At 38.7% G+C, this 18,103-nt stretch carries 19 protein-coding genes and 2 riboswitches; of the genes, 11 read left to right on the top strand and 8 right to left on the bottom strand.

What is annotated here, in order from left to right; genetic code table 11:
- Positions 1-53 precede the first annotated feature (53 nt).
- Positions 54-578, bottom strand: a complete 525-nt coding sequence (locus tag QRX23_RS09760) for a GNAT family N-acetyltransferase (protein WP_002828306.1) — start codon at positions 576-578, stop codon at positions 54-56.
- A gap of 79 nt (positions 579-657) precedes the next feature.
- Positions 658-1,416 (bottom strand): glucose 1-dehydrogenase, encoded by a 759-nt coding sequence (locus tag QRX23_RS09755; RefSeq protein ID WP_330155470.1) that lies wholly within the window; start codon positions 1,414-1,416, stop codon positions 658-660.
- Between the two features lie 196 nt (positions 1,417-1,612).
- On the opposite strand from QRX23_RS09755, the gene QRX23_RS09750 reads away from it, so the two are divergent.
- The 6 genes from QRX23_RS09750 to QRX23_RS09725 all read left to right on the top strand — a co-directional run bounded on the left by QRX23_RS09750 (position 1,613) and on the right by QRX23_RS09725 (position 7,134).
- Positions 1,613-2,449, top strand: coding sequence for a DUF368 domain-containing protein (locus QRX23_RS09750; RefSeq protein ID WP_330155469.1), 837 nt, complete (start codon positions 1,613-1,615; stop codon positions 2,447-2,449).
- A 277-nt stretch (positions 2,450-2,726) separates the two neighbouring features.
- Positions 2,727-2,816: riboswitch (TPP riboswitch) on the top strand.
- A 96-nt stretch (positions 2,817-2,912) separates the two neighbouring features.
- A riboswitch (TPP riboswitch) is annotated at positions 2,913-3,002 on the top strand.
- 42 nt (positions 3,003-3,044) lie between these two features.
- Positions 3,045-3,242 (top strand): sulfur carrier protein ThiS, encoded by a 198-nt coding sequence (thiS, locus tag QRX23_RS09745; RefSeq protein ID WP_330155468.1) that lies wholly within the window; start codon positions 3,045-3,047, stop codon positions 3,240-3,242.
- An 18-nt stretch (positions 3,243-3,260) separates the two neighbouring features.
- Entirely contained in the window at positions 3,261-3,911 is a 651-nt protein-coding gene (gene thiF / locus QRX23_RS09740; RefSeq protein WP_140836767.1) for a sulfur carrier protein ThiS adenylyltransferase ThiF, read from the top strand.
- Positions 3,912-3,926: 15 nt separating this feature from the next.
- Positions 3,927-4,697: a thiazole synthase gene (locus tag QRX23_RS09735; RefSeq protein WP_002828301.1), complete on the top strand. Its 771-nt coding sequence runs from the start codon at positions 3,927-3,929 to the stop codon at positions 4,695-4,697.
- Between the two features lie 2 nt (positions 4,698-4,699).
- Complete coding sequence (locus tag QRX23_RS09730) at positions 4,700-5,905, top strand: hydantoinase/carbamoylase family amidase (protein ID WP_330155467.1); 1,206 nt, start codon at positions 4,700-4,702, stop codon at positions 5,903-5,905.
- Between the two features lie 2 nt (positions 5,906-5,907).
- Positions 5,908-7,134, top strand: a complete 1,227-nt coding sequence (locus QRX23_RS09725; RefSeq protein WP_330155466.1) for a dicarboxylate/amino acid:cation symporter — start codon at positions 5,908-5,910, stop codon at positions 7,132-7,134.
- 58 nt (positions 7,135-7,192) lie between these two features.
- Here QRX23_RS09725 and QRX23_RS09720 read toward each other — a convergent pair whose 3' ends face one another.
- From QRX23_RS09720 to QRX23_RS09700, 5 genes are read right to left on the bottom strand one after another with little or no spacing between them, the layout of a single operon-like run.
- Entirely contained in the window at positions 7,193-8,005 is an 813-nt protein-coding gene (locus tag QRX23_RS09720; RefSeq protein ID WP_330155465.1) for a transporter substrate-binding domain-containing protein, read from the bottom strand.
- A gap of 28 nt (positions 8,006-8,033) precedes the next feature.
- A complete protein-coding gene (locus tag QRX23_RS09715; RefSeq protein WP_330155464.1) occupies positions 8,034-8,798 on the bottom strand; it encodes an amino acid ABC transporter ATP-binding protein in 765 nt (254 codons plus the stop codon).
- A 1-nt stretch (position 8,799) separates the two neighbouring features.
- Positions 8,800-9,507: an amino acid ABC transporter permease gene (locus QRX23_RS09710; protein ID WP_330155463.1), complete on the bottom strand. Its 708-nt coding sequence runs from the start codon at positions 9,505-9,507 to the stop codon at positions 8,800-8,802.
- Between the two features lie 43 nt (positions 9,508-9,550).
- Positions 9,551-10,750, bottom strand: coding sequence for an aminotransferase class I/II-fold pyridoxal phosphate-dependent enzyme (locus QRX23_RS09705; RefSeq protein ID WP_330155462.1), 1,200 nt, complete (start codon positions 10,748-10,750; stop codon positions 9,551-9,553).
- A gap of 3 nt (positions 10,751-10,753) precedes the next feature.
- A complete protein-coding gene (locus tag QRX23_RS09700) occupies positions 10,754-11,896 on the bottom strand; it encodes an aminotransferase class I/II-fold pyridoxal phosphate-dependent enzyme (RefSeq protein WP_330155461.1) in 1,143 nt (380 codons plus the stop codon).
- Between the two features lie 778 nt (positions 11,897-12,674).
- Here QRX23_RS09700 and QRX23_RS09695 point away from each other — a divergent pair.
- From QRX23_RS09695 to QRX23_RS09675, 5 genes are all read left to right on the top strand, one after another.
- On the top strand, positions 12,675-13,937 hold the full coding sequence (locus tag QRX23_RS09695) for a homoserine dehydrogenase (protein ID WP_330155460.1): 1,263 nt from the start codon (positions 12,675-12,677) through the stop codon (positions 13,935-13,937).
- A 64-nt stretch (positions 13,938-14,001) separates the two neighbouring features.
- On the top strand, positions 14,002-14,865 hold the full coding sequence (locus tag QRX23_RS09690; protein ID WP_330155459.1) for a PhzF family phenazine biosynthesis protein: 864 nt from the start codon (positions 14,002-14,004) through the stop codon (positions 14,863-14,865).
- Between the two features lie 17 nt (positions 14,866-14,882).
- Positions 14,883-15,374, top strand: a complete 492-nt coding sequence (locus tag QRX23_RS09685; protein ID WP_330155458.1) for a GNAT family N-acetyltransferase — start codon at positions 14,883-14,885, stop codon at positions 15,372-15,374.
- A gap of 225 nt (positions 15,375-15,599) precedes the next feature.
- Positions 15,600-16,049, top strand: a complete 450-nt coding sequence (locus QRX23_RS09680; RefSeq protein WP_330155457.1) for a LytTR family DNA-binding domain-containing protein — start codon at positions 15,600-15,602, stop codon at positions 16,047-16,049.
- Positions 16,050-16,054: 5 nt separating this feature from the next.
- Positions 16,055-16,801 (top strand): LiaF transmembrane domain-containing protein, encoded by a 747-nt coding sequence (locus QRX23_RS09675; RefSeq protein WP_330155456.1) that lies wholly within the window; start codon positions 16,055-16,057, stop codon positions 16,799-16,801.
- Between the two features lie 80 nt (positions 16,802-16,881).
- On the opposite strand, the gene QRX23_RS09670 is transcribed toward QRX23_RS09675, so the two are convergent.
- A complete protein-coding gene (locus QRX23_RS09670; protein ID WP_330155455.1) occupies positions 16,882-17,979 on the bottom strand; it encodes a lipocalin-like domain-containing protein in 1,098 nt (365 codons plus the stop codon).
- Positions 17,980-18,103 lie beyond the last annotated feature (124 nt).

The raw sequence follows: 18,103 nt of genomic DNA, 5'->3' as shown, positions 1-18,103 counted from the left end.
TAAAAAAAACAATCTACTAACAGGATTTGATAGTAGATTGTTTTTTGTGTTTGTTAATCCGTTAACAACAGTTGAAAAGCTAATCGATCACCGTTTGGCACGGGCATTTGAACATGACCACGGTAATCAAAATCGGCTTTTTTAACTGTTTTTTGCATGCCTTTATTGATTTCATGCGTATCAATACGAATATCACGATAACCATGATCTAACGATAACATGACTAAATCGTGAATGAGTTGATGAGCAAGACCTTGACCACGAACATCTGCATCAATCGCAATCCGATGCAAACTCATATATTGGGACTCATTACCTAACCAAGACCCATCAATATCTTCATATGCTTGTTCCGGACCAGGAACTAGTTTCCCGACACCAGCAACTTGATGATTATAGATGAGGACATAAACGATGCCCTTATTGATATCATCTTCGAATTCTTTGCGGTTTGGTTCGGCTGATCCTTGCCATTGTGGTGAATTTTGACTGCCAAGATACGCGACAGCTTGTTGAATGATGCGATAGATCGCATCAACATCTGAGGGCTTTGCTTGACGAGTATAAGTTAATGACATAGGAATTATCCCCCTACTTGTTTAAATTTTGTACTTAATTATAGCAAAAAATTAAAAAGTAAGGCGTTTCTTTTTACAGTTAGACTGTCCAACCACCGTCAGCTTTGATAACGTCACCATTAACAAAACTTGCCTCATCATCAGCTAGGAAAAGAGCAACGGCAGCAATTTGGTCTGGGTTTCCCATCGGTGGTTGACCAGCAGCTTGTGATGCTTGGATACCTAGGTTATCAGGTTGTGAAATTGTAGAACTAATATTAGTATTTACACCACCTGGTGCAATTGCATTTGCACGGATTTTACCAAAGCGACCGTAAGTAGCAGCAATATTTTTGGTTAAACCAATTAAACCGTGTTTTGAAACGGTGTAAACAGCCCCACCACGACCACCAAATAGACCACCAACAGAAGCGTTATTAATGATGATACCACCATGTTCTTGTTTCTCCATGACATTAATGGCTGCCCGGGCAGCCATAAAAGGACCTTCTAGATTAATTGACATAACCTTATGCCAGAGTTCATTACTGACATGCCCGACAGGTTGGAAACTATCCATGATACCGGCATTGTTAACTAAGATATCGATACGATTAAATTTTTCTGTAGTCGACTTGATTAATGCCTCAATATCAGACTCCTTGGAGATATCAGTGATACAACTAAGTGCCTGTCTGCCTTGACTAGTGATTTCATTTTCGACTTCAGCTAATGTTTGTTGATTAACATCAGCTAATACAACTTTAGCACCTGCTTGAGAGTAAGTCAGTGCGATTGCTTTTCCCATACCAGATCCCGCACCGGTTACAATCGCGACTTTGTTTGTAAGATTTGTCATATTTGTGACCCCCTTCACAAATATGATTTTACAGCAAAATAAAAAAAAGAACTAGTAAGAACAACTTTTTTGGATATATGTATTAACATGGTGTCAGTTTAAGAATTTAAAAGGTTCGTTGGATATAATGAGCTTGAGAGGATTTTACTCACAAAGACTAATAAACGATGAACTAAATGAAATGAGGAAATAATCAATGCAAAAACGACCAGGAGATATTATCTTCCGTGCTGTTAAAGGTGCATTAATTGGATCAGGATTTATTTTACCAGGAATTAGTGGTGGTGCATTAGCTGCCGTATTTGGATTATATGAACGATTGATTTTGTTCATGGCGAATCCATTGAAAAATTTTAAATCCAATGTCCGTTTCTTTATGCCCGTTGGCATCGGAGCAGTTGTTGGCATCTTCTTACTCTCGTTTTTAATTAGCTTTATGCTGGGAGAAGTTGAAAGTGTCGCACGCTGGTTCTTTATTGGGGCTATCTTAGGAACTGTTCCCACACTATGGCATGAGGCCGGGAAAATGGGACGTTCAACATGGGACATTATCCTTTCCGTTATTGCGGGAGGCTTAATGTTATTATTCTTATGGTTTGGCCGACCTTTATTCTCAACGATTGAGCCTAGTATGAGTGCCTGGCTTTTAGCTGGTGGATTAATTGGCTTAGGTCTTCTTGTACCAGGATTAAGCCCATCTAACTTTTTAATTTACTTAGGTCTGTACAAAGGGATGAGTGATGGTATTAAAACAGGTGATTTATCAGTTTTGATCCCCCTTATTTTGGGATTAATTGGGATTGTTTTAGTGTTTGCAAAAATCATGGCCTATATTTTTAAAGTTGCTTATGCAAAGTTATTCCATATGATTTTCGGAATTGTGATGGCATCAACAGTCATGATTATCCCGCTAGATTACACTGGTTTTACTGTTTGGCATTATGCGTTCTCAATTATTCTGTTAGCGCTAGGAACGTGGCTAGGTTGGTGGATGGGTCGTTTAGAGCAGACAGTTAAGCCGACAACAGTATAATAAAAATAACAATTTAGAATTTTATATTAGGAAAATTTTAAGTGGGTAGGTCATTTCCCACTGGTAATATGTCATGCTATAATGTGAATAGAAAAAAAGGAGCCCTGTGCAATCAGGACTCCTTGTAGAACCGTTAGACGGTAGCAAATCTAAAGTTTAAATAACCGTTAGCTCTGCCAAGCTAAGACGGTTATTTTTTTTTGCTAATTTTGAAAGCGATTTCAATAATGAGTTGTATTTCATAATTAAACATGCTATGGTTATCTTGTTAAGTTAATTAACGTATCTGGGGTGCTGAAAAGCTGAGAATATACCCACTGAACCTGATTTGGTTAATACCTGCGCAGGAAGATACAGTCCATATATAGAGATTAATGGGCAGTCTTTTTGTGAATGCAAAAAGACTGCTATTTTATATTTTATGAGGATTGCATAGAGCAATTGGCAAAAACTAAATCTAAACAATCATCGTCTGGGGTGCTGAAAGGCTGAGAATATACCCATGAACCTGATGTCGGTAATACGATCGAAGGAAGTGCGATATTTGACTGTGTGCAAATGCCCTTCTTTCAAGATCAGAAAGGAGGGCATTTTTTTGATTATTTTAAATGGTGAACAAACAGCAAACATGGTTGGTAAAACATTGGCTGATTTATTACAAGAAAAAACAGAGATGATGCAAAATGTTGTCGTGGAATTAAACGGTAAGATTATTCATCGTGAGGAATTAGCAGACCGAACGTTGTCAGAAAATGATCACGTTGAACTAATTTCGTTTGTCGGTGGTGGTTAGAAAAGAGGAAAAAATAAAATGACACCAAAATTTCAAGGTGTAGCAGTTACTGATTTTTTTATGGGCATGAAAGAGCGTAATGTGGCTGGTACGACTGAACCTTTAAAAGATGCGCGTGTGACTATTGCAGGTGCTGGGGGTCTAGGTTCAAATATTGCAATTGCACTAGCTCGCAGCGGTGTTGGTCATCTAACTTTAATTGACTTTGATGTCATTGAAATGAGCAATCTTAATCGACAACAATATAAAGTTAGTCAGGTTGGCATGCCGAAAGTCGTGGCATTAAAGCAGAATTTATTAGAATTTAATCCATTTATCGATATTGAGATTCATCAGGTTAAAATTACACCTGACAATATTGAAACACTATTTGCGGACTGTGATATCGTCTGTGAGGCTTTTGATAACCCAATGGCCAAAGCAATGTTATTGGATGGTGTAACGAATTTTTATCCTGACAAGCCACTTGTTATGGGTAACGGTATGGCCGGATTACATATGACTAATGAGATGCAAACAAAACAACAGTTATCAAATGTATATATTTGTGGGGATGGCTATAGTAAAGGTGTCGAAGGACTGATGGCACCACGCGTAATGGTATGTGCTGGACATGAAGCCAATGCTATCTTACGTTTACTAACCAAGCAACCCGTTTTAGCAGAATAGGAGATATAAACAATCATGGTCGAAAGTAATGATGATTTAATTATTGGTGGTCACCATTTTTCTTCACGTTTTATTCTAGGATCAGGTAAGTATTCGTATGAACTAATTGATTCAGCAATCCATCACGCAGGTGCTCAGATTATTACTATGGCATTGCGTCGTACGAATACGGATGAAGAAAATATTTTGAATTATATTCCAGATGATGTGACAATCTTGCCAAATACATCTGGCTGCACCAATGCTGAAGAAGCTATTCGCATGGCGCGCATTGCTCGTGAATTAAGTGGCAGTGATTTTATTAAGCTTGAGGTTGTGCCTGATAAGACTTATTTGTTACCCGATAACGAAGAAACAATTAAGGCAACGAAGGTTTTGGCTGATGAAGGATTCATCGTGATGCCATATATGTTACCTGATTTAAATGCTGCCCGTAAGTTGGTCGAAGCTGGTGCTGCGGCTGTGATGCCATTAGGTGCACCAATTGGTACAAACAAAGGTTTGGCAACTAAAGAATTGATTCAGATTTTAATTAACGAAATTGATGCGCCAATCATTGTTGATGCTGGTATTGGTCGTCCAAGTCAAGCTGCTGAAGCCATGGAAATGGGAGCAGCAGCAGTAATGGCTAATACAGCGATGGCAACAGCAGGTGATATTCCGTTGATGTCAGAGGCATTTAAGTTAGCTGTAGAAGCTGGACGTAAGGGTTATCTTGCCCACCCCGGTCGTGTTTTAGATAAAAAAGCAGCGGCATCATCACCAATTGCTGGCATTAGCAAATAATTATGACGAATGAAACCATACAATTGGGTGATTTGCTGGATCAATTCAATACATCGGATGAAGTTGGCCAGAATCGGTTAGTTTATAATCAGCAATGGGTACGGAATCAACGAGCACTGATTTTGCTCGGCCAAGAACATGGTGCGCAAGCAACGGTTGATGATTATGGTAATGTGTCTTTAGATTTTCCAGGACAAGAAATATCAGCACCGATTGCGACTGGTTCTCATATGGACACTGTGCGTCAAGGTGGTCGTTATGATGGGCTATATGGGGTTTTAGGTGGCTTTTGTGCGATACAAAAACTCTACCAACAAGGACATTTGCCTAAAAAACCGTTACGTTTGATTTCTTTTAGCGAAGAAGAAGGTAGCCGTTTTCCAGCAGCTTTTACTGGATCGAACTATTATACAGGACACCAGCAAGTCACGCCATTAGTTGATGAAATGGGTATCACATTTGATCAAGCTAGACGCGATGCGGTCAGACAATTGCAAACTATTCCTGGTGTTAGGCGACAGCGAGCGCCCTTACCGGCAAGTTTTACGGAATTGCATATTGAACAGGGTCCACGTTTAGCACAAGCACATCAGTCACTTGGGTTAGTGACAGGAATTGTTGCACAAGATCGCTATGATGTGACTGTATATGGACAAGCAAATCATGCTGGTACAACGCCGATGGCACAACGTAAAGATGCGATGGCAACTGCAAGTCATCTGATGGCTGAATTGTATGATTTGGCGAATAAATCTTCAAAAAGTTTGTCATTTACGATTGGTGAAATTCACGTATCACCTAATGTTAGTAATGTCATTGCTGAAAGGTGCACATTTAGCATAGATTGTCGTGAAGAATCGGATGAACGATTAGCTACATTTTTGACAGATATGCAAGTAGGCATCCAACACTTTGAAAATGTCACAGTAAAACAGACACTGCATGTTCCTGCAACTCCTTTATCACAGGCATTAAGGAAACAAAATGCTGAGATAACAACTCGAATGAATTTCCCCTTCCAAGAGTTATTTTCAGGTGCAGGTCATGACAGTCAAATGATGAGTACAGTCGCCCCTACAGCCATGATTTTTGTGCCAAGTGAAGCTGGTATTAGTCATGCACCGACTGAATATACAAAAATGTCTGATTTATTATATGGCGTTGCATTGTTGGCTACTAGTCTATCTGTTCAAGCAAACGAGGCGTAAAAATGCGGATAAAAATTCATCTAACGACTCAAATTATTATTGGTATGTTGATTGGTATCATTTTAGGTGCAGTTTTTGGCACTAAAATTGCGGGAATCAAAATTATTGGTGATATTTTTTTGAGGCTGGTTCAAATGGCTGTCATGCCACTAGTTTTTTGTACGGTAATTGCAGCGATTGGTAAATTACCAGTCAAGCAATTAGGAAAATTAGGTATCAAAACAGCTGCTTGGTTTATAGGCACGACGCTTATTGCTGCTTTAGTTGGGTTGTTGCTTGGCTGGTGGTTTATGCCAGGTGTGGGTATTGATTTAAAACTGAATCCTGAACTTGTCCAAAAATTTACTAGCCATCCTGTTTCAACTTCAGACATGATATTAGGCTTTTTTCCGACTAATATTTTTGAGGCTTTGGTAAAAGGTAATACGATTCAAGTCATTATATTTGCGTTATGCATGGGAATCGTTCTAAGCAAAGCAAATAGTCAACAAAAGTATCAACATATCATTAATGGATTAGAACAATTAAATCAATTATTTATTGATTTGATCCAATTAGTTTTGTGCTTAGCACCAGTTGGAATTGGTGCATTAATTGCTTCGGTTATTGCTGAAAATGGGCTGACAGTCTTAATTCCACTGTTGAAGTTTTTAATATTATTCGGAGTGGGTACATTATTTTTCTTAGCCATCTTGTTCGGTATGATCATGATACGTGCGCATATGACTTTACGAACCGTCATGCATGGGTTTGCTAATATCTTAATTATCGCAATGACAACAACATCTTCAGCAGCATCCCTACCTGTTGAAATGCATGATGCTGAAAAACGATTAGGTATTAAGAAGGAAATTAGTGAGCTGGTATTACCTTTGGGGATGGCACTGAATAGTAATGGTCTGGCCATGTATTTGGCGTTAGCTTGTGTCACAATGACCCAATTTTACGGATTATCATTATCATTTATTATGATGTTAAAAATCGTTATGTTAGCCATTGTCGCTTGTTTAGGTACGGTTGCTGTACCAGGTGGTGGTTTAGTTGCGCTAGCGATTATTGTACCAACACTAGGATTACCTTTAGAAAGTATTGCTCTATTAGCAGGTATTGATTGGTTTGCGGGTATATTCCGAACCGTACTTAATGTGGTTGGTGATACGACGACAGCCATTATGATTGCTGCTGATGAAAAGAAATTAGTTCATGGCAGTTTGCCAGTTAAAAATTAATATAAATAGCGTGCAGAAATCAATGATGGTTTCCGCACGCTATTTATATTGTATAGAATTAATTGTTTTCTTTAGTAATATCTGCGCCAAAGTACTTAATTGACAGCTTCTTCAATGTACCGTCTTTTCTAATTGCGGCGAGCGCTTTATTAAACTTCGCACGAGTTTTAGGATCCTTCTTATTAAACATGGCTGAAACTTTCACTGGGTCAATTTCGCCAGACAAATCTTTATACTTTAAACCGTCTGTGGCATTGTCTTTTTTGTAGGCATACCAAGCTTCAGCAGCATTAATTGTTCCATCTGCACGACCAGTACGCAATAGTGATAAGGTAGTTGAAAAATCACCTGAAGAAACTAGCTTGGCGTGATACTTTTTAGCCACCTGTTCATTGTTTGTTCCAGTTCCCTCTGCAAATTTCTTACCATTAATATCCTTTAAATGACTGATTTGACTATTTTTCGGTGTAATCAGAGCATATCGTGAATAGATGTATGGATTAGAGAATTTATAAACTTTTTTCCGAGCGGGCGTTTCGGAAATATTATTGATCACGACATCATATTTTTGCGAACCTAAGCCAGCAACTAATGAATCCCACTTTGTTGGGACAAAATCTGCTTTGACACCCATCTTTTTAGCAACGGCACGCCCCATTTCAACCTCAAAACCAGTTAATTTGCCATTTTTTCGATAGGAATAGGGTGCATATGTACCTTCGAGTCCGATGGTCAACTTGCCTTTAGTTTTTAATTCTGATTGAAACGCATCCTTTTGTGTGGCGTTTTTTCGATTACCGAAATAAACAACTGCCAAAATTAGTAATATAACAATGGCAATTGAATAAGAAATGACCCGTGTTCTTTTCATCTGTGTAGTTCCTCTCACTATATCTAAATTATTTTAATGCTTCTGCTTCAACATCGGAAAACGTCATTGCTGAAATAAACCGATTAATCCGAGTGTTTTCTTGATTTTCATTGAAAAATTCCTGTGGATTACCGTCAAAAATAATTTGGCCATCCTCCACAAAGACAATTTTATTGGCAATCTGACGGGCAAAGAATAGGTTATGGGTGACAATAACAAGAGATTGCTTTTCGTGTGCTAATTCAGCCAGAACCTGTAATACTTCTGCTTCCAGTTCAGGATCCAAGGCAGAGGTTGGTTCATCTAGTAGGATGTATTCAGGACGCATGGCTAATGATCTCGCAATGGCAACACGTTGCGCTTGACCACCCGATAACTGTTCAGGATATGCGTCAGATTTAGACCTTAAACCAACTTTATCCAGTAAGTTCTGCCCTTCTTGTAGCGCTTCTTTCCTGTCTTTCTTTAATACTTGGATTGGTCCTTCAATAATATTTTGAATGACCGATTTGTGTGGGAATAAATTATAGTCTTGAAAAACCATCCCTGTTTTCTTGCGGACATTTAATACTTGTTTGGTTGGGATATCGTGTGAAAAATCAATGGCTAGGTTTGATAAGTTATAATGACCACTTTCTGGACGCTCAAGTAGGTTCAATGAACGTAAAAGAGTAGATTTACCTGAACCAGAGGGCCCAACAATGACCGTTGTCTGCTTCTCTGGCAATTCAAGGGTAATGTCTGTTAAAACTTGTTGTCCATCGAAACTTTTATTTAATCCTTCTAATTGCAACTTATGCACCTCCCACTGTTTTGGTTAAATGCCTGTGTGAGTGTTTTTCAAGATAATGCTGGCCAATGGTTAGTAACGAACAAAAGACAGCATAAATCAAGGCCACCAAAGAATACATAATAAGTGGCTGGTAATTCTCAGCCGCAATTTGCTGACTAACTTCAAACATTTCAACAATTGTAATGGTTGCAGCCAGTGATGTATCTTTAACCAAGCTAATAAAGCTATTGGCTAATGGCGGTACAGACAGATAGATTGCTTGGGGTAGAATGATACGTCGTAATGTTTGGCCGCGAGTCATGCCAATTGAAGAAGCAGCTTCCCATTGACCCTGAGGAACCGAAGTAATAGCTGCTCGAATCGTTTCGGATGCGTAAGCGCCAGTGTTTAAGGAAAAGGTAATAACACCCGCAACAAATGGTGTTAATTTGATTCCCTCATCAAGGATGCCTGGAATAACTAAATAAGGTAAGCCAAAATAGACAATAAATAATTGAACTAACAGTGGCGTTGAACGGAAAAGCCAAACGTAAAAATTGAAAATTCCTTTGATAATTTTAAATTCTTTTCCTTTTTGGGAAATTCGAACCAGAGCGGTAATGAGAGCGAGAATCAAGCCCAACGCGAAAGAAATCAATGACAAAGGCACGGTGTATTTAATGCCGGCCACGATTAATTGCGGGAGAGAAGTCGTAATTATTTCCCACATGTGTTTTCTCCTAAACTATTTTTAATTTTAATGGTTGCCATCACTAGCCTTCGGTAACAACGGACTTGGGTGTTGTGGTTGCTGAGGCTGGTAGATAAGCCAGTGCTTGGGCAAAATCTTGTTTTAAATCTTCAAAATCTTCAAGTCCGGCAGATAGGCGCAGTAAGCCAGGTGTTACGCCGCTTTCTTGTTGTTCATCCGGGCTAAGTTCTGCGTGTGACATTGTACAGGGATATGAAAGAATAGTTTCAACAGCGCCCAAAGAAACAGAGAAAATAGGTAACTTTAGATGTTGTACCAGGGTTCGAACGTTATCTTCGCTAGCAATATCAAATGATAAAACAGCACCACCAGACAATGCTTGCTTAGATTGGATGGCATAGTTTTTATAGCTTTTTAACCCAGGGTAATTAACTGCTTTAACGGCGGGTTGTTGTTCTAACCATTGGGCAAGCTTTGTTGCGGTCTCTGTTTCAGTTTGTAGGCGAACTTTTAGCGTTTTTAGACCACGTAATAATAACCAACAATCACCAACACTGAGCGTTGCCCCCATTGCATTTTGAATGAAGTAGATAGCATCCCCTAAAGCTGCATCCTTGGTAACGACAAGTCCAGCCAGAATATCCGAATGACCAGAAAGAAATTTTGTTGCACTGTGAATGACTAAGTCAGCACCAAGTGATAATGGCTTTTGATAAAGTGGGGTCATAAAAGTGTTATCGGCAAATAACAAGGCACCATGGGCATGTGCTGATTTGGCAGTTGCTTGTAAATCGACAACGGTGAGTGTTGGATTAGAGGGTGTTTCGGCATACACCACTTTTGTATTTTCTTGGTAAGCCGCTTCTAGTGCATCTTCATCGTTAAGATCAACAAACGTATGGCTGATACCATAGTTAGGTAATAACTCAGTTACTAAGCGGAAAGTGCCACCGTATACATCTTTAGTGATAATAATGTGGTCGCCTTGATGTAGGGTCAAAAATGCAGCAGTAATTGCCGCCATGCCAGTTGCAAAGGCAAAACCACGAGAACCCCCTTCTAAATTAGCGATGCTCTCTTCTACCTGATCACGAGTTGGATTACCACTTCTGGCATAGTCATACTTTCCCAGATCTAACGGGTCTTTTTGTGCAAAGGTTGAAGAAAAATAAACCGGTGCATTGACCGCACCAGTTTGTGGATCAGGACGGACAGTGTCATGAATAATTTTTGTTGCATCATTGTATTTGTATTCGCTCATATTTTAAACCTCCGTTGCATTAGCGGTTAACGCTATTTCTGCCTGTGCCAATGCCTGCTGAATGTCTTGAATTAGGTCCTCACTGTCCTCGATGCCGACCGAGAAACGCAGTAAGTTCTTCGTAATATGTTTCTTTTGACGCTGTTCTTCACTTAAATCAGCATGCGTTTGTGTGGCTGGTACCGTGATTAAACTTTCAACACCACCAAGACTTTCAGCAAAAGAGATGATTTTTAGATGTCTTAGAAATGGATCAACTAAGCTTTCATCATGAATATAAAAACTGATCATGCCCCCGCGACCAGGGTATAAAATCTGTGTAATCAAAGGGTTGGTTTGGAGAGCGGCCACAATCGCTTGAGCATTCTTTTCATGTTTTTCAATACGTAAGGGTAAAGTTTTAAGACTACGAATTAATAACCAACACGAAAATGGATCTAGGACCGCACCAGTTGTTGTGAGATTTTTTTCGTAGATCTCAGCATTTTCGGCACTTTTACACACAACTGCCCCACCTAATATATCGTTGTGACCACCCAAATACTTTGTCGCACTGTGCACAACAACATCAGCACCGTCATCTAATGGTTGTTGGATAATTGGTGTATAAAAAGTATTGTCGACAAAGACTTCTGTTTGATATTGATGAGCAATGGCAGCTGTTTTCTGAATATCAATAACTTTCATTGTGGGATTTGATGGGGTTTCTAACCAAACTGCTTTTACTGCCGGATCAGCAGCCGCATCAGCCAAAAATCTGAAATCTTGCCCATCCCAAGTAATAAAGTCGATGGCATAATTTTCATGTAAATCATCAAAGTATCGAAATGAACCACCATACAAATCATCAGAGATAATGATTTTGTCGCCAGTTTTAAATTTCGAAAAAGCTAACTGGATAGCAGCCATACCAGAACTTAGCGCAAAAGCCTGATAACCATTTTCTAGTTTGCTGAGCGTATTTTGCAGAACATCACGTGTTGGATTTGTCTCACGAGCATAGTCATAGCCAGTTGAGTCCCCCAGTCCAGGATGTCTGAAGGCAGTTGAAAAATACACAGGTGTCGAGACAGCACCCGTCTTTTGATCATCAGTTCTGTTACCAGATTGTACTAAATATGTTTCTAGTTGTTCTTGTTTGGCCATTATTTATACGTCCTTTCTAATATAGCTGCGTAGCAAAATAAAAAAGCTTTCACTCTATGCAATAAATGCACAGGGCGAAAGCTTCGTGGTACCACCTGAGTTTCCCATTAGTTCACACTAAATAGGCTCAATAAGTTCACTTTTCAGTAAACCCGGTGATTGTAACGGGCACCACACCGAGAATATCAGCCGGATGACCAATATCTAGACTCTAAGCTCATCTTCATTGTTCGCACGAATTACCCTTTTCACCGAGCGGGCTTCTCTGTCTACTAGTTTAAACAATTACTCTTCTTTTCAATGTCTAATTTATTTTTAATTTTTCTCATAGTATCACTTGTTATTTTTCCTGTCAAACAAAATTATGTGTGATAATTTAGTTTCTGATTTATGAATATTAGACGTGAAATCATTATTTTAATTGGAATATTGCGATTGACAAATAAAAAATTGAAATCTATAATTTAGCTCAATATATTAAAAGATAATGAAGAGATGAGTAGTAATAGCCGTTTCCTACAGAGAGCTTACCTATGCTGAGAGTAAGTGACAAACGATTTACGAATATGGTCTTGAAATCTTCACTGATTGAGTCGAGTTGGTAAAATTAGTGTGTTTGATACCCATTACCGTATCTGAGTCTGATGGGACTTACTGAGTCAACTAGTGTGAACTGGTTGAGAACAAGGGTGGTATCACGCATTTTGCGTCCTGGAATTAGTTTCCAGGGCGTTTTTTAGTTAATAAAAGATTTTGAAGTAAGTTAGAGGGAGATTTGATGAAAACAATTAAACTTGGCATTGTTGGTCTAGGTACTGTCGGTACAGGTGTCGTACGAATTATCCAAAATAACCAGCAAAAGATACTCGCAACAAGTGGGTGTCAGCTACAAATTAAAACGATTGTTGTTGCAAATTTGGCAAAACAACGTCATGTTGATTTAGCAGGTATTAAACTAACGAATCATATCGCTGACATCGTTAATGACGATGAAATTCAGATTGTGATTGAGGTTATGGGGACAATTGAGCCGGCTAAATCATACATTGAAGCGCTACTTGATAGTGGTAAAAATGTGATTACGGCTAATAAAGACTTGCTGGCGACTTATGGTAATGAATTGATTGAACATGCACAGGAAAATCATGTCAATCTCCTATATGAAGCAAGCGTGGCTGGTGGTATTCCTATTTTAAGAACCATCGCAACATCTTTTGCTGCTGACCAAATAACGTCAGTTGCAGGAATCATCAACGGAACAAGTAACTATATTTTGACACAAATGAGTGAAAATGGACTGATTTACAATGAGGCGCTTCAACAGGCGAAGGAGTTGGGATTAGCTGAGACAGATCCAACGAATGATGTCAGCGGCAAAGATGCAGCATACAAGATGGCCATCTTAACGCAATTTGCTTTTGGTGTGACTGTTCCTTTGGAAAATATTTTTGTGACAGGAATTACGCAAATTACAAAGGCAGATATTTTACGGGCACAAAAATGGGGATATGTCATTAAGCTGATTGGTCAAGCCAGACCTGTGGATGATAAGTTATCGGTTTCTGTCGAACCAATGTTTGTCCGCAAAGATCACCCACTTGCAACAATCAAAAATGAAAACAATGCGGTGTTAGTGACAGGTTCATCTGTTGGTGAAGTCATGTTTTATGGTGCCGGTGCCGGCGAACTACCTACTGCTAACAGCGTCTTGAGTGACGTTCTTGCGACAGTAAAGGATTTGCAGCTGCATCAAACTGGTGCGAAGTTTAACAACTTTAGGCGAACAACTGATTTATTAGTACCGCAACAACAAAAGGATCATTATTTTTTAACCCTGGTATCAAAAGATGAAGTACGCGTAACGCTAACCCCTAATCATCACAAACATCAACAAACCCCTAGCAAACAAAAAAATAATTTAGCGACCGAGTTGAGCTATAAGACCAAATCAATTTCTGTGCAACAGTTTCGGACAATGATTGAAAAATTAAAAAGTACAGAAAAGTTAACAATGACGGCAGCATATCCGGTGTTAGATTGATTAGGTATGTGAATTAACAAAAAATAATTTTTGAATAAGTCTATATAAGAAAGTGGGCAAAAGTATGTTAAAGAGAGCAACGCCTTTCAAACAAATCGATGTTTTTACTCAGGTACCATTTAAAGGTAATCCAGTGGCTGTTGTATTAGATGGTGATAAACTTTCAACAGCCGAAATGCAACAAATTGCAAACTGGATTCATTTGTCTGAAACAACTTTTGTTTGTACGCCAACTAATTCACAAGCAGATTATCGGTTACGTATTTTTACACCACAAAATGAATTGCCGTTTGCAGGACATCCAACAATTGGATCAGCTTACGCAGTTTTAAAGTCAGGTTTGATACCAAAACACGGGCAGTATTTAGTTCAGGAATGTCAACAGGGATTGGTACGGATTGACGTAACTGATGCGGGGCTATTTTTGACGTTACCTGAATCTAAAAAAAGTCCGTTGCAGGCAGAACAAGTTAAAGCTTTTAGCAGGGCTCTTGGTGTATCTGCTAGCGAGATTCATTTAGCGGAAACAATTGATGTGGGAGCAGTTTGGTATACGCTGCAATTATCTAGTGCCGAACAAGTGCTTGCTCTGCAACCAGATATGAATCTATTATCACAAGCGATTGCAGAGGGTGTGACTGGTGTGACAGTCTTTGGTCAATATCCAGAAAATAGTCAGACAAATTTTGAAGTACGGTCATTTGCTCCCAATGAAGGCGCAGATGAGGATCCGGTTTGTGGAAGTGGCAATGGCTGTGTCGCGGTTATGGTTAGAGACCATCAGTTATTAAAGTCATCAGAGTATGTGGCTAGTCAGGGATCTTGTTTAGGACGAGACGGCTATGTTAGCGTCAAGTTTTCTGATGATGGTCAAATCTTATTAGGTGGCTTTGCAGAAATTTGTATTGATGGCCAACTATCTATCTGATTTGAGGAGGAATAAGAATGGTTATTATTCAACCATACGATGAGAGTGCAACACATTTAGCGGGTATTGTTGATCTTGTTAATTATTGTCAAAACATTGAAGCCAAGTTAGATATTAAAATGATTGAACAGAGCGATTTATTTATGATTAAAGAATATTATCAGCAAAAAGGTGGTCAATTTTGGATAGCCTTGGATGATAATCAGGTTGTTGGGACAATTGCATTGCTACCAATAACGGATGAAGTTGCGGTTCTTAAAAAATTTTTTACGTACCCGAAGTATCGTGGTAATCCAGAACGATTAGGAGCAAAATTATTTTCCCAACTCATAACATTTACGGAAAATAAAGATTTTAAGCAATTGGTACTAGATACACCTGAGGCTGAAGAACGCTCACATTATTTTTATGAAAAACAAGGCTTTACACAAATTACCAAGGAGCAATTAACTGTTCAGTATCCTTATCCAGATCGCAATTCTAGAGTTTATGTGAAAGAAATTAGTTGAATTTTATAGTGCTCGGACCAGTAGTTATAAGATACTTAGAGAGTCGCCAATTTTAATTAGATTGGCGACTTTTTTAATCTATATATTGTTGAGTTGAATTTACCGTAATATATGCACCTGTTACGCACGGAATCTTACCACATAGGCAAATTACCTTTCCTTTTTGCGATTTTCAGTGTTAAATAATAAACATCAAAGCTTTGATTAAAGAAGGAGGTGGCACGAGTGAAAATCAATCTTGAAGTCGACGAACGACTGACGGACACTGAAATAACAATTCGTACGCCTGACGTGAATGAACAGATAAATCGTTTAATAAAGGAGATAACTGAGCAATTTAAAGAACAGCCTAAAATTGCTTTCTATCAGGAAGGTATTCGTTATTTTATTGATTTAGAAAATATTTTATTCTTTGAGACAGTTGACCGAAAAGTTTGTGCGCATACAGCTGACAGTACTTACTCGGTATCGCTAAAGTTATATGAGTTAGAAGAAAGCTTGCCACTGACTTTTATACGTAGTTCAAAATCAACGATTGTTAATTTGGAACAAATTTTTTCAGTTGATCATTCATTACGTAGAAACTTAGTTAGGTTTCGGAATAGTCACAAACAGCTCTATGTTTCACGAGCATATTATCAAGAATTTAAACGTCAGTTAGATGAGAGGAGTTAATTGATTTGAAAAAAGGTAGATGGTTTTGGGGAAGCTTTGCACTGATTGGTGCAGCAATTTTGTTAGGTAGCCAACTCGGTTGGTTCACATACTCGTATAGCCCCTGGACGTTAATTTTTACATTGTTTTTAGTAGCAACTTTTATTACTAGTTTGGTCAGCCTTTGGATAAGTGGTGTTGTTTTTTCGTTAGCGGCATTGAGTATTGTATATGCTAGTGCGCTGGGAATTGCTCATATTTCGGTTTGGATGATTATCTTAATTGCTATTCTTGTGAATATTGGATTGTCACTGATTTTTCATCCCTGGATTGCAAAGCACCATCGTAAGCGAATGATGAGTTATCATCATGGCTCACACTACTTCGAGGAAAATATTCATAGCAGACATTTTAATGCACACACCAACGAAGATACTGATACGGCTTTGTATTTTGTGGACAAAGTGACTTCTAGTACGCGATATTTGCACAATAAGCAGTTAGAACAAGTGACTTTTGAAGTAAGTTTAGGAGATTTAAAAGCATACTTTGATGATGTTGTGCCTGCGCAATCAGATTTGGTCGTAAATTTGAATGTGTCGATGGGCCAGGCAGAACTATTCATACCAAAAGATTGGCAAGTATCGAATGAACTAGAGTATACAATGGGGACAGTAGATGTCCCTGATAGCATTATTTCTGATGTAGAAGGTATTACAGTTCATTTACGTGGTCAGGTAAGTTTTGGCCAAGTCAATGTACATTATATTTAATAAAAAAGACAGCTAGGTAGTCACTGAATGCATTTCAGATGACTACCTAGCTGTCCTTTTTTAGTTTTTAATTGCTGATATTAAACGTGTGCTTCAGGATCTTCTTTACCACCATAATTGTACTCGTAGATCATATCACCTGATTCAGTGACTTGTTCCCCATCCTTTTCAAACGATAAGGTTCCCTTTGCGAAGTAACGCATATAACCGGGTTGAATGCCCATTTTATCGTAGTTAGCACGAACTTCATCAGTTGCGCCCCAGTACATGTTACGAACTTCAAGTTCTTGTTGCCATTCTGTTGTAAAGGTAACTGTTTCGCCATCTGCATTTGAGAAGGTATACTTTGAAGTCTTTGGGAAATGCTTCTTGATTTCTGGTTGTAATGTCAGTTCAGTTTCAAGGGTAAAGTGACCATCTGTTTGGAAAATCACCTCACCAGTTTTATTATCCATGACGCCAAAGAATGGGATTTGCTTATAATCATATTGCTTAGAAGCCACAAAATCATAAATCAATACGGTGTAGTTTTCTGTGTACAGATGACCCCAAAGCCAATGATGCCAAGCAACAATTGGTGAAATATTAACCCATTGGTGATCATGATAACCAGAACCGGTAACTTCATGTGTCTCACCATTGTAAGTTAATGTTCCAGTTACTTGATTATTGACAACACTTAAATCAGTATAGTGATACTCATCATTGTCTCCTAAGGCAATGATACCAGTATTTCCTTGTCGGAATGGCTTAACAACTGCATGGAAATGTAAATCAGCCGCAACACCAGCAACAGGATCAATATGAATATCATAGTTTTTGAAGTCACCCACAACACTGTGTGGACCAACCTTGACATCACACTTATCCTTACCAAAGTATGAATCTTCGGCAGGATAATCAATGATTTGTTGTCCGTAAGTTTCGCCTTCAGGTGATGTCACAAGGATACCAATATCTGGATGATCGCCAGCTTCTTGTAACTTATATGGTGACTTTGGATGGAAGTAGAAAACAGCTTTACTACCATCATCTAAAATTGCATCAAAGTACCAAACTTCAGATGTACCAGGTGTGTCGGTGTCGCGTCGACCATCTTCCCAAGTTTGAACTTGATTAGGATCAATGCCTAATTTTTCAAAATCTGCGGGTTGGTCCATTAAACGTGCTTTTGCCATGTTAAAATCCCCCTCTTAACGTTGTAAATTATCAATTATTTTTACTTTACTATATGGTCATTATAAAACCCCCTTGGTTGAGTACTCAACCAACAGAATGGGCTAAAAAGTTTCTTATTGTGCT

Origin of the sequence: Weissella paramesenteroides, from assembly GCF_036327715.1 — a bacterium.
In the GTDB taxonomy this organism is placed as follows: Bacteria; Bacillota; Bacilli; order Lactobacillales; family Lactobacillaceae; genus Weissella; species Weissella paramesenteroides.
The sequence above is the reverse complement of the archived record's forward strand: the minus strand, read 5'-3'. Positions and strand labels throughout refer to the sequence as shown.

Coding starts and splice junctions, on each gene's coding strand:
- QRX23_RS09760 (WP_002828306.1), bottom strand. CDS start 578: ATGTCATTAACTTATACTCGTCAAGCAAAGCCCTCAGATGTTGATGCG.
- QRX23_RS09755 (WP_330155470.1), bottom strand. CDS start 1,416: ATGACAAATCTTACAAACAAAGTCGCGATTGTAACCGGTGCGGGATCT.
- QRX23_RS09750 (WP_330155469.1), top strand. CDS start 1,613: ATGCAAAAACGACCAGGAGATATTATCTTCCGTGCTGTTAAAGGTGCA.
- thiF (WP_140836767.1), top strand. CDS start 3,261: ATGACACCAAAATTTCAAGGTGTAGCAGTTACTGATTTTTTTATGGGC.
- QRX23_RS09735 (WP_002828301.1), top strand. CDS start 3,927: ATGGTCGAAAGTAATGATGATTTAATTATTGGTGGTCACCATTTTTCT.
- QRX23_RS09730 (WP_330155467.1), top strand. CDS start 4,700: ATGACGAATGAAACCATACAATTGGGTGATTTGCTGGATCAATTCAAT.
- QRX23_RS09725 (WP_330155466.1), top strand. CDS start 5,908: ATGCGGATAAAAATTCATCTAACGACTCAAATTATTATTGGTATGTTG.
- QRX23_RS09720 (WP_330155465.1), bottom strand. CDS start 8,005: ATGAAAAGAACACGGGTCATTTCTTATTCAATTGCCATTGTTATATTA.
- QRX23_RS09710 (WP_330155463.1), bottom strand. CDS start 9,507: ATGTGGGAAATAATTACGACTTCTCTCCCGCAATTAATCGTGGCCGGC.
- QRX23_RS09705 (WP_330155462.1), bottom strand. CDS start 10,750: ATGAGCGAATACAAATACAATGATGCAACAAAAATTATTCATGACACT.
- QRX23_RS09700 (WP_330155461.1), bottom strand. CDS start 11,896: ATGGCCAAACAAGAACAACTAGAAACATATTTAGTACAATCTGGTAAC.
- QRX23_RS09695 (WP_330155460.1), top strand. CDS start 12,675: ATGAAAACAATTAAACTTGGCATTGTTGGTCTAGGTACTGTCGGTACA.
- QRX23_RS09690 (WP_330155459.1), top strand. CDS start 14,002: ATGTTAAAGAGAGCAACGCCTTTCAAACAAATCGATGTTTTTACTCAG.
- QRX23_RS09685 (WP_330155458.1), top strand. CDS start 14,883: ATGGTTATTATTCAACCATACGATGAGAGTGCAACACATTTAGCGGGT.
- QRX23_RS09670 (WP_330155455.1), bottom strand. CDS start 17,979: ATGGCAAAAGCACGTTTAATGGACCAACCCGCAGATTTTGAAAAATTA.